At 69.4% G+C, this 10,124-nt stretch carries 10 protein-coding genes; 6 read left to right on the plus strand and 4 right to left on the minus strand.

Translation table 11 applies throughout. The annotated features are described in order from the left end of the window. A partial coding sequence (locus tag ACGFZA_RS42230) for a TetR family transcriptional regulator (RefSeq protein ID WP_393686424.1) occupies positions 1-96 on the minus strand: 96 nt, incomplete at its 3' end. Next, positions 93-2,495: a glycoside hydrolase family 2 protein gene (locus tag ACGFZA_RS42235; RefSeq protein WP_393686407.1), complete on the minus strand. Its 2,403-nt coding sequence runs from the start codon at positions 2,493-2,495 to the stop codon at positions 93-95. The genes ACGFZA_RS42230 and ACGFZA_RS42235, both read right to left, overlap by 4 nt. Before the next feature lie 267 nt (positions 2,496-2,762). On the opposite strand from ACGFZA_RS42235, the gene ACGFZA_RS42240 reads away from it, so the two are divergent. The 3 genes from ACGFZA_RS42240 to ACGFZA_RS42250 all read left to right on the plus strand — a co-directional run bounded on the left by ACGFZA_RS42240 (position 2,763) and on the right by ACGFZA_RS42250 (position 6,028). Next, a complete protein-coding gene (locus ACGFZA_RS42240) occupies positions 2,763-4,082 on the plus strand; it encodes an ABC transporter substrate-binding protein (protein ID WP_393686409.1) in 1,320 nt (439 codons plus the stop codon). 90 nt (positions 4,083-4,172) lie between these two features. After that, on the plus strand, positions 4,173-5,144 hold the full coding sequence (locus ACGFZA_RS42245) for a carbohydrate ABC transporter permease (RefSeq protein WP_393686411.1): 972 nt from the start codon (positions 4,173-4,175) through the stop codon (positions 5,142-5,144). Next, entirely contained in the window at positions 5,141-6,028 is an 888-nt protein-coding gene (locus ACGFZA_RS42250) for a carbohydrate ABC transporter permease (RefSeq protein WP_393686413.1), read from the plus strand. Before ACGFZA_RS42245 ends, ACGFZA_RS42250 begins: the two co-directional genes overlap by 4 nt. Before the next feature lie 65 nt (positions 6,029-6,093). Here the strand turns inward: ACGFZA_RS42250 and lysA are convergent, their stop codons facing one another. Then, complete coding sequence (lysA, locus tag ACGFZA_RS42255) at positions 6,094-7,482, minus strand: diaminopimelate decarboxylase (protein ID WP_393686416.1); 1,389 nt, start codon at positions 7,480-7,482, stop codon at positions 6,094-6,096. A 17-nt stretch (positions 7,483-7,499) separates the two neighbouring features. Next, entirely contained in the window at positions 7,500-7,928 is a 429-nt protein-coding gene (locus ACGFZA_RS42260; protein WP_393686418.1) for an SAV_915 family protein, read from the minus strand. A gap of 438 nt (positions 7,929-8,366) precedes the next feature. Here ACGFZA_RS42260 and ACGFZA_RS42265 point away from each other — a divergent pair, with 438 nt between their 5' ends. From ACGFZA_RS42265 to ACGFZA_RS42275, 3 genes are all read left to right on the plus strand, one after another. Then, positions 8,367-8,882 (plus strand): toxin-antitoxin system HicB family antitoxin, encoded by a 516-nt coding sequence (locus ACGFZA_RS42265; RefSeq protein ID WP_385289094.1) that lies wholly within the window; start codon positions 8,367-8,369, stop codon positions 8,880-8,882. 71 nt (positions 8,883-8,953) lie between these two features. Continuing rightward, entirely contained in the window at positions 8,954-9,799 is an 846-nt protein-coding gene (locus ACGFZA_RS42270) for a DUF4097 domain-containing protein (RefSeq protein ID WP_393686420.1), read from the plus strand. Between the two features lie 113 nt (positions 9,800-9,912). Continuing rightward, the coding region (locus ACGFZA_RS42275; RefSeq protein ID WP_393686422.1) for an ATP-binding cassette domain-containing protein at positions 9,913-10,124 on the plus strand (212 nt) is incomplete at its 3' end.

Below are 10,124 nucleotides of genomic sequence, written 5' to 3' on the forward strand. Positions count from 1 at the left end.
ACCGGGCTTGTTGTTGAACGCCAACGACACCGCACCCTTGGACACACCGGCCCGGGCAGCGACGTCCTTGATGGTGATACGCGCCGGACCGTTCATCTCGCGTCCGCGCAGAACAAGGCAGCTGCTGCGTCGTCCGTGGTCACATGGCCGCAGCCGGTGACCCGGATCCGGACCTGCTCGCCGGGCAGCAAGGTGGTGAGACCGCGGTCGGCGGCGGCATCGGGGCTCAGCCGGTCGGCCTGGAGCAGAAGGTCCCTGACGAGGGTGTGCGCATTGACCACGACGTCGACCTTACCGCCGTCGCCCGGAACAGGTTCCACCGCGATCCCGAAGGACGGCTGCGCGTAGGCGAACTCCTTGTCGGGCACGGGGAAGTGCGTCGCCCGCAGGCCGTCGGCGTCGGCGACGAGGAACTCCTTGGCGGTGCGCTCGTCCGGCACCAGCCCGGGAGGAACCGGGAGCCGAGCGACGGAACGCGGGGCCGCGGTCACCTCGTGCGTGCTGTGGCTGACCGTCGCGCCGTCGGCCTCCAGGCGGCGCAGTGTCACCACGGTGCGCCATGGTGTGGCGGCCTGGTTGACGACGGCGAGGACCAGGCCCCCCTCCTCGGCGGGCTGGAGGGTCAGCAGCCGGTCCGCGTAGACACGGCGCAGTTCGTGGTGGAGCGGCTTGGGGCGGCCGTCCCCGTCGACGGCCGCCCAGGAGCTCACCGGCCAGCAGTCGTTGAGCTGCCAGACGACGGTGCCGGCACACACCGGCCAGTGGGAGCGCCAGTGCTCGATGCCTGCGGCGACGGCACGCGCCTGGACGACCTGGGTCAGGTAGTGCCACCGGTCGAAGTCGCCCTCGGGCAGCACGAAGTGGCGCGCGACGCCGCGGTTGAGCTTGTCGTTGCCCTCCTCCGCCTTCTGGTGGTGCAGCATGCCCGGGGAGTCGGGGGCCAGGTTCTCGCCGGGAAGCGCGCGCCGGAGCGTGGCCATCGTCGGAGGGGCCTGCCATCCGAACTCGGCGACGAACCTCGGCACGTTCGCGCGGTACTCGGCGTAGTCCTGGCGGTTCCACACCTCCCAGGAGTGATACGTGCCGTGGTCGGGGTCGTTCGGGTGGTGGTCCCATGATCCGGACCACGGGCTCCCCGCGGCATAGGGCCGCGTGGGGTCGAGCTCGGCGACCAGACGGGGCAGCAGGCCGAGGTAGTAGCCCTCGCCCCAGGAGTCTCCCGCGAGTCCGGGCTCCCAGTCCCAGTCGCGGAATCCCCAGAGGTTCTCGTTGTTGCCGTTCCACAGGACCAGGCCGGCGTGGGACATGAGCCGGACAACGTTGTCGCGCGCTTCTGCTTCGATCTCTCCCCGCAGCGGCTGCTCCTCCGGGTAGGCCGCGCAGGCGAACAGGAAGTCCTGCCAGACCATCAGGCCGAGTTCGTCGCAGGCGTCGTAGAACGCCTCGTCCTCGTAGATGCCGCCGCCCCAGACGCGTACCAGGTCGACGTTGGCGTCCGCGGCCTGGCCGAGCCGGGTGCGGTAGCGCTCGGGTGTGACGCGTGAGGGGAACACGTCGTCGGGGATCCAGTTGACGCCGCGGGCGAACACCCGTTCACCGTTGACGACGAGGGTGAAACCCGAGCCCTGCGCGTCGGCGGTGCGGTCGAGTTCGACGGTGCGGAACCCGATGCGCCGGTGCCAGGTGTCGAGTTCGCCCTCCTCGTCGAGAAGGGTGACGTCGAGGTCGTGAAGCGGCTGGTCCCCGTAACCGCGCGGCCACCAGAGCCTGGGCCGGTCGACTGTCAGGCGCAGCACGGCCTCGTCGCCGTCGAAGCGGGTTTCCACCGTTTCCCCGGCCACCGTGGCCCGCGCCAGCAGGATCGTGTCCGCGCCTGCGGGGGTGCGCTCGACCTGTAGGGCGACCTCGACGCTTCCCGTGCCTTCGTCGACGGTGACGAGCGGGCGGACGGACGCGAGACGCGCCGTCGACCAGTGTTCCAGCCGTACGGGGCGCCAGATGCCGGCGGTGACGAGCGTCGGTCCCCAGTCCCAGCCGAAGCTGCTGGCCATCTTCCGGATGTACTGGAACGGTTCGGGATACACGTTGGGGCGGTCCCCGGTGGTCGCGCGTACCGCTTCGGCCTCGGTGTAGGCGGAGGCGAAGTGAACCTCCAGCCGGCCGGGCGGCCCCGTGACGTCGAACCGGTAGGTGCGGTGCATGTTCCGGGTCGTCCCGAGCTCGCGGCCGCCGAAGACGATCCGCGCAGCGGTGTCCAGGCCTTCGAAGACGACGTCGGTGCGCTCGTGCCGGCTGTCGTGGGAAACGTCGGTGGCGTAGGTCCACGAGCGCCGTCCGACCCAGGCGACCTCGGTCTCGTTGAGACCGAGGAAGGGGTCCGGAATGACTCCGGCGGCAAGCAGATCGGTATGGACGCAGCCAGGGACCTGAGCCGGCAGCCGGTCCTGTCCGTGACGCAGGGTCCAGCCTTCGGTGAGCGGGGTGACGTCCTTCATGTGCGGCTCCAATCGCCCGGTACGCACGCTGGCAGATGTATGACGCCGCACAACTTAGCTCGCCCGTCGATCACTGTCCATAAACCGGTCTAGTCACGAGATCGCCACGCTCCGCGCGTAAGTGAAGCTTGTGACCTGCCCCTATGCATCGACTGGTAACGATTAGGCATCGTGAAGGAAATCTTAGCTTTACCGGTTCACATGCTTCCTGCCATAGTGCCAACATCCCACCGCAGACCTGATCCGCCATCTGAAGGAGTTGGGCACATGGGGAAGACCAAGACGCTCGCAGGCGCACTTCTGGCCGTCGCGACACTGACCGTGACGGGCTGCAGCGGCGGCGGGGCGCCTTCGACCGAGACGGCCGAAGCCCCCGCCGACCCGGCCAGGGCGACGGGGACCATCACGGTCCTCACCCAGCGGACGGACCTGGTCCAGAGCGGGGCCATGGACGCCTATGCCGCGGAGTTCAACAAGATCTACCCCAAGGTCGAGGTGAAGTTCGAAGGACTCACCGACTACGAGGGCGAGGTCAAGATCCGGATGAACACGGAGGACTACGGCGACGTCCTCATGATCCCGGCCGCGGTCTCCAAGAACGACTACCCCAAGTTCTTCGCCCCGCTGGGTTCGTCGATCGAGATGTCGGACAAATACCGCTTCAGCGACAAGACGTCCGTCGGAGGCAAGGTCTACGGCATCGCCCAGTTCGGCACCGCCAACGGCTTCGTCTACAACAAGGCCGTCTGGAAGAAGGCCGGCATCACCGCCTGGCCCGACTCGCCGGAGGCGTTCCTCGCGGGACTGAAGGCGATCAAGGCGAAGACCGGCGCCACCCCCTACTACACGAACTTCAAGGACGGCTGGCCGCTGGTCCAGTGGAGCAGCAACATCGGCTCGGTCACATGCAGCGAGGAAGCCAACGACAAGCTCGCCGGGCCGGTCTCCCCCTGGAAGCCGGGCAGTGAACTCGGGGTGATCGACACCCTGCTGTACGACATCGTCAAGGACGGGCTCTCCGAGAAGGACCCCAGCACCACCAACTGGGAAGCCTCCAAGAGCATGCTCGCCAAGGGCAGCATCGGCTCCATGATGGTCGGCTCGTGGTCGATCACCCAGATGAAGGACGCCGCCGAGAAGGCCGGGAAGAACCCCGACGACATCAGCTTCATGCCCGTCCCCCTCCAGCGGGAGAACGGACAGTGCGCCACCTTGGTGTCGGACTACCAGCAGGCCGTCAACGCCCACTCCGAGCACAAGGAAGCGGCCCGGGCCTGGATCGACTGGTTCACCGAGAAGTCCGGCTACTCCGCGAAGGAGGGGGCCGTCCCCACCCTGAAGTCGGCCCCCATGCCCGCGACCCTGAAGGACTTCACTGACAACGATGTCACCTTCGTGGAGCGTTCGGAGGGCAAGACGGGCGCGGTGAACGACATCGACAACGCCGCCGAGATCGGGCTCAACAAGCCCGACTACCGCCAGAAGCTGATCGACATCGCCCGCGGAGCACAGAAGGGCAGCCTCGAGGACTACTTCGCCGACCTCGACAAGAGGTGGGACGAGGCGGCGAAGACCGAGGGCTCCTGAACCGGTGAGGGGGGCCCGGCCGCACGACACCGGCCGGGCCCCGCCCTCCCACACACACGGGATGACGAAGCGGACGACGAAAGGCCCGATATGACCGAGACGACCGAGGCCGCGAGCGTGCGGACGCATCGCGCGGCGCCCTCCCGTCGCAGGACGACGAGGAGCGGCCCAGACCCTCAAGGGCGCGGGGCCCGGGGGCTACTGCTCCGCCGCGCGACCCCGTGGCTGTTCCTGGCGGCGCCACTGGTCCTGCTGATCACGTTCACCTACGTACCCGTGGGGAACATGATCTATTACAGCTTCACGGACTGGGACGGGATCAGCCCTGACCGGAACTTCACCGGAGTGGACAACTACGTCCAGATCTTCACCCGGCCCGAGCTGTTCCGGGTGTTCTTCGTGAGCTTCTACTACCTGGCCGCGTCCGTGGCACAGATCGCCATCGCGCTGTACTTCGCCACGGTGCTCAGTTTCGATCTGCGGTTCCGCAACCTGTTCAAGGGCCTGCTCTTCTTCCCCTACCTCGTCAACGGCGTGGCCATCGGATTCGTCTTCCTGTACTTCTTCCAGGACGGCGGCACTCTGGACTCGGTGCTGTCCTGGTTCGGAGCGGACACCGGCCACGCCTGGCTGGGCGACCCCGCATCGGCGAACACCTCGCTCGCCGGCGTCTCCGTCTGGCGCTTCACCGGCCTGAACTTCGTCCTGTTCCTCGGTGCCATCCAGTCGATCCCCGGCGAGCTCTACGAGGCCGCCCAGTTGGACGGCGCGACCCGGTGGCAGCAGTTCCGGCACATCATCGCCCCGAGCATCCGGCCCGTACTGAGTCTGAGCGTCATCCTGGCGATCTCCGGGTCGCTCGCGGTCTTCGAGATCCCCTGGATCATGACGAACGGTGCGACCGGCACGTCGACGTTCGTCATCCAGACGGTGAAGCTCGCCTTCCAGTTCAACAAGACCGGGCTGGCCTCTGCGGCCGCGGTGGTGCTGCTGCTCATCATCCTGCTGATCACCTGGATCCAGCGCCGTCTCGTGCCCGACGAAAAGGTGGACCTCGTATGACCACGGCCCCGCAGACCGCCGCCCCCGCCCGCTCCGTGCCGGACCCGCGACGCGTCCGCCGGCGCGGCCGCGCCGGTCGGACGTTCATCTACCTGTCTCTCGTCGTCGCCTCACTGGTGGTGCTTCTCCCGCTCACCGTCATCTTCCTCACCTCCCTGAAGACGTCGCGCGAAGCCTCGGACGGCGGAGCACTGTCGCTGCCGGGCAACTGGCTGAACTTCAGCAACTACGCGACCGCGTTCTCCGACGGCCACATGCTGACCGCCTTCGGCAACACCGCGTTCATCCTGCTGTTCTCCCTCACCGGCACCGTGGTCATCGGGTCGATGACGGCCTATGCCATCGACCGCTTCCGCTTCCGGGCCAAGAAGCTCGTCATGGGTCTCTTCCTGATCGCCACCCTCGTGCCCGGAGTCACCACGCAGGTCGCCACCTTCCAGGTGGTGAACAGCTTCGGGCTGTTCGACACGCGCTGGGCCCCGATCCTGCTCTACATGGGCACGGACATCGTGTCGATCTACATCTTCCTGCAGTTCATCCGCGGCATCCCCGTGTCCCTCGACGAGGCCGCGCGGCTGGACGGGGCGAACTCCTTCACGATCTACCGAAAGATCATCTTCCCGCTGCTCAAGCCGGCGGTCGCGACCGTGGTGATCATCAAGGGGATCACCGTCTACAACGACTTCTACATCCCCTTCCTCTACATGCCCTCCCAGGAACTCGGCACGGTCTCCACCGCCCTGTTCCGGTTCAAGGGGCCGTTCGGAGCCCACTGGGAGAGCATCTCGGCCGGGGCGGTTCTCGTCATCGTGCCCACGCTGGTCATCTTCCTTTTCCTCCAGCGCTACATCTACAACGGCTTCGCCCAGGGCGCGACGAAGTAGCGGACGGCGTCCCGCCCCGTACGCGGCACGTCACGCCCGTACGAGACACGTCACGTGAACCCCGGTCACAGCCCGATGTCGCGGCCGTTGATGTCGGCGAGGGACTCACGGCGTATCAACAGCCGGGCGCGGCCCTCGTGGACGGCGGCCACGGGCGGGCGGCCGACCGCGTTGTAACTGGACGCCATCGAGAGGTGATAGGCGCCCGCGACCGGGATGGCCACCAGGTCTCCGGGACGGACGTCGCCCGGCAGCACCGCATCGGCGGCGAGCACGTCACCCGCCTCGCAGTACCGGCCGACGACCGTGGCCGTGCAGGGTTCGGCCGTCGAGCGGCGGCCGATGAGCCGGGGCGCGTAGCGGGCACCGTACAGCGCAGGCCGCGGGTTGTCGCTCATTCCGCCGTCGACGGCCACGAAGACGCGGCCGCCGGTGCGCTTGACGGCGAGCACCCGGTAGAGCGCCACGCCTGCGGGCCCCACCAGGGCGCGGCCGGGTTCGACGGTGAGCCGGGGCGTGGGGATGCCGGCGGCGGCGCAGCTCGTGGCGAGTTCGCGGCGGAGGCGGGTGCCGAGGGACGGGATGTCGAGCGGTTCGTCGCCCGGCCGGTAGGCGACGGCGTGCCCGCCGCCCATGTCCAGCTCGGGCAGCACGACTTCGTGCTGCCGGTGGATCCGGGCCAGCAGCCCGACCATGCGCCGCAGCGCGGTCAGGTAGGGCTTGGCCGTGGTGATCTGTGAGCCGATGTGGCAGTGCAGTCCGACCAGTTCCAGCCGCGGTTGGCCGAGGATCCGGGTGACCGCGTGCTGGGCGCTGCCGTCGTTGAGGGAGAGCCCGAACTTCTGGTCGTCCGTGCCGGTGCGGATCGCGGCGTGGCCGCCCGCGCTGATGCCGGGGATCACGCGTACCAGCACCTTCTGACGGGAGCCGTCCGCGACGAGTGCGGACAGCCGGGCGATCTCCCACGCGCTGTCAATGACGATCCGTCCGACACCGAGTCGCAGCGCGGTGCTCAGGTCGTCCGGACTCTTGGCGTTGCCGTGCAGGACGATGCGGTCGGGAGGGAAGCCGTTGGTGACGGCGAACTCCAGCTCGCCCGCCGAGCAGACGTCCAGACCGAGCCCCTCCTCCCGTACCCAGTGCAGGAGGGCGCGGCACAGGAACGCCTTCGCCGCGTACACGACGTCGGTGTCCGGAAAGGCGCGCAGATACGTGCGGCACCGCTCCCGCACCTCACCCTCGTCGAGGACGTAGACCGGGGTCCCGAACCGCTCGGCGGCCTCGACCAGGGAGACGCCTCCCACCGCGACGTCCCCGCGGGAGGTGAGCCGGGCGGACGCGGGCCAGACGGAAAGGCCGGCGGCACGGCCCGGCGGCTCGGGGGGCACAGGGACCGTGTGCGGCACGGCCGGCACCGGTGTCGCAGCGGACAGGCCCGGCAGGGTCGGGTTCATGGTGTTCTCCCGGCCGGTCACGAGGCGGATGAGGACAGAGACGCCGCGCTGCTCACGCGCCGCGTTTCGAGGGGTCGCGGATCCCTTGCCGGACGGTGCTCGCGCTGCGGCTTGCCCGCCGTACGGCCGTCCCCGGGCCCGGCAGCGGGTGCGGCGCCGGGCCCGGGGGCGGCGAGCAGCGGGTCGACCGTGAGGTCGACGATCCCCAGGGGCGCGACGAGCGCGCGTACCGCCGGCTCGGAGAGCCGGATCCAGCCCTGCTGCTGCCCGAGGGTGCGGGTCAGCCGGCGCTCGTCGGTGAAGGCGACTGCGGTGCGGCCGCCGAGAGGTGTACGGAAGAGGCGGGCGCTGTAGCCCGCCGGCCCCGGCCGGGCCGGAACGAACAGTGTTCCGGCCCGGTTCGCATCAAGGGGGTCGAGGTCCTCGGCGCACGGGCTGTCGTTCATGACACTCCTTGTGGAGACGGGTGGCTCGCCCCGGTCTCCTGGCGGGCCCGGGGCATGTCGTCGACGCTATGCCCGCGCCCGCCGGACCGGACGTGCCCGTTGGCGGACCCTTGATCCCGGACGCCCGAGCCTTGACGCGCGATTGACGGCGACAGCCCGCAGCGGCGCGATCGGCTCCGCATGCCGCCGACCGCGGGGGTACGGGCTGCCGTCGGCGCGCTGCCGCGACCGGCGTGAGGTGGCGCCACATGGTGCCACTCAGCGCCACATCGCGCCGCAGGAAGCCAATGAGCCTCTCTGGCACCACTCCCCCTCCAGACCGGCAGTCATGTCGTTTGCGCAGCTCAGAGCGGTATCACCGCAATCCCCTTCGTAGCGGCGCCGAGAAATGTGCCGCACAGCTTGCATATGGCGCCACGATGGTGCCATCATGGCGTCATGGACCTCACCCCGTATGTCGACACCCTCCGCCGCGAACTTGCGGTGGCTGCCGAGGCCGGCGGCGACGAAGCCCGCGCGCTGGCGGAGAGGCTTACCGCCCCCCTGGAGTCGGCGACCCGGCTGACGATGCTCAACGTGCTCTCCGCCGCGATGGATGAGATCACCCGAGACATCGCCCCGGGCTCGGTCGACGTACGGCTGCGTGGACTCGACCCCGACTTCGTCGTGACACTGCCGGCCACCGGCGTCGCCCCGATGGAGCCGGCCGCGCCCACCGAACCGCTCAGGACCCAGGCCCCGGTGGACATCGAGGAAGGCGGCACCGCCCGCGTCAACCTGCGCCTGCCGGCCCACCTCAAGGCGCGCGCCGAGGAGGCCGCGACCCGCGAGGGCCTGTCGGTCAACGCATGGCTGGTACGAGCCGTGTCGGCGGCGGTCGACGGTGGCGCCGGGCCGCGTGCGACAGAGAAGAGCCAGGCGCTCGGACAGGGCTACACGGGCTGGGTGCGCTAGGGCTTGCCACTTCACCCACACCACGTCCCACCTGCGGGGACGCTCTCAGCACTCAAGAGGACGGGACAGCCATGCCTACTTTCGACACCCCCGAAGCGATCTCGGTCACCGCGCACGTGGAGGCCGGCTCCATCCAGTTCACCGCCGGCGACCGCCCCGACACCGTCGTCGAGGCGCGGCCCCGCGACACGGGGAAGGAGCAGGACACCCGGGCGGCCGAGCAGACCGAGGTCACCTACGCCGGCGGCGTACTGACCATCCGGACCCCCAAGCAGCGTTACCTGATCGGGCGCACGGGCACCGTCGACGTGACGGTCGAGCTGCCGACGGGCTCCCACATCGACGTGACCGGCGCATGGGCCCAGGTGCTCGGCGAGGGCCGGCTGGGCGACGTCCGCGTGAAGACCTCGGCGGGCGACGTCCGCCTCGATTCGACCGGCCCACTGCACCTGACCGCGTCGCACGGATCGATCACCGTGGACCACGTCGACGGAAAGGCCGAGATCACCACCAGCTCGGGCAGCCTGCGCGTCGGCCTCCTCGACGGACCCGCCGTCCTGAAGAACTCGCACGGCACCACGACCGTCGGTGCCGCGACCGGTGAACTGCGGGTGAGCGGCTCCAACGGCGACATCGACATCGCCCGCGCCGAGGACTCGGTCACCGCCACCACCGCGTCCGGGACCCTGCGCGTGATCGAAGTCGCCCACGGAACGGTCCAGTTGGAGACGAACTACGGGGCCATCGAGGTCGGCGTCCGCGAGGGCACGGCCGCCTGGCTCGACGTCAACTCCGGGGCCGGCCAGGTACGCAACACCCTCAGCGCTTCCGAGTCCCCGGCGAAGACCGAGGACACCGTCCGGATCCACGCCCGCACGCGCTTCGGCAACATCGACATCCGCCGCGCCAAGGCCTGACCCCGGGGCGGCCGGCCCCGGCTCGCCGAGCCGGCCGCTGACCCCCGCTCCTCAGCCCAGTCCCCCAGCCGCTTTCAGCCTCCGAACGGGAGGGCACCATGCCTTCATCTGTCATGCCCACATCCAGAAAGGGTGACGGTCACCCGTCGCCGCCCGCCGTCTCCGCCGTCGGTCTCCGCAAGTCGTACGGCGACAAGACGGTCCTCGACGGGATCGACCTCTCCATCCCCGCCGGGAGTGTGTTCGCTCTGCTCGGCCCGAACGGCGCGGGCAAGACCACCGCCGTGAAGATCCTCTCCACCCTCATCACCGCCGACGCCGGCGA

Source organism: Streptomyces sp. NPDC048211, assembly GCF_043202315.1.
Taxonomy (GTDB): domain Bacteria; phylum Actinomycetota; class Actinomycetes; order Streptomycetales; family Streptomycetaceae; genus Streptomyces.

What these genes read in the sequence shown, in the direction of transcription:
- lysA (WP_393686416.1), bottom strand. Translation starts at nt 7,482, where the DNA reads ATGAACCCGACCCTGCCGGGCCTGTCCGCTGCGACACCGGTGCCGGCC.
- ACGFZA_RS42250 (WP_393686413.1), top strand. Translation starts at nt 5,141, where the DNA reads ATGACCACGGCCCCGCAGACCGCCGCCCCCGCCCGCTCCGTGCCGGAC.
- ACGFZA_RS42245 (WP_393686411.1), top strand. Translation starts at nt 4,173, where the DNA reads ATGACCGAGACGACCGAGGCCGCGAGCGTGCGGACGCATCGCGCGGCG.
- ACGFZA_RS42270 (WP_393686420.1), top strand. Translation starts at nt 8,954, where the DNA reads ATGCCTACTTTCGACACCCCCGAAGCGATCTCGGTCACCGCGCACGTG.
- ACGFZA_RS42260 (WP_393686418.1), bottom strand. Translation starts at nt 7,928, where the DNA reads ATGAACGACAGCCCGTGCGCCGAGGACCTCGACCCCCTTGATGCGAAC.
- ACGFZA_RS42265 (WP_385289094.1), top strand. Translation starts at nt 8,367, where the DNA reads ATGGACCTCACCCCGTATGTCGACACCCTCCGCCGCGAACTTGCGGTG.
- ACGFZA_RS42240 (WP_393686409.1), top strand. Translation starts at nt 2,763, where the DNA reads ATGGGGAAGACCAAGACGCTCGCAGGCGCACTTCTGGCCGTCGCGACA.
- ACGFZA_RS42235 (WP_393686407.1), bottom strand. Translation starts at nt 2,495, where the DNA reads ATGAAGGACGTCACCCCGCTCACCGAAGGCTGGACCCTGCGTCACGGA.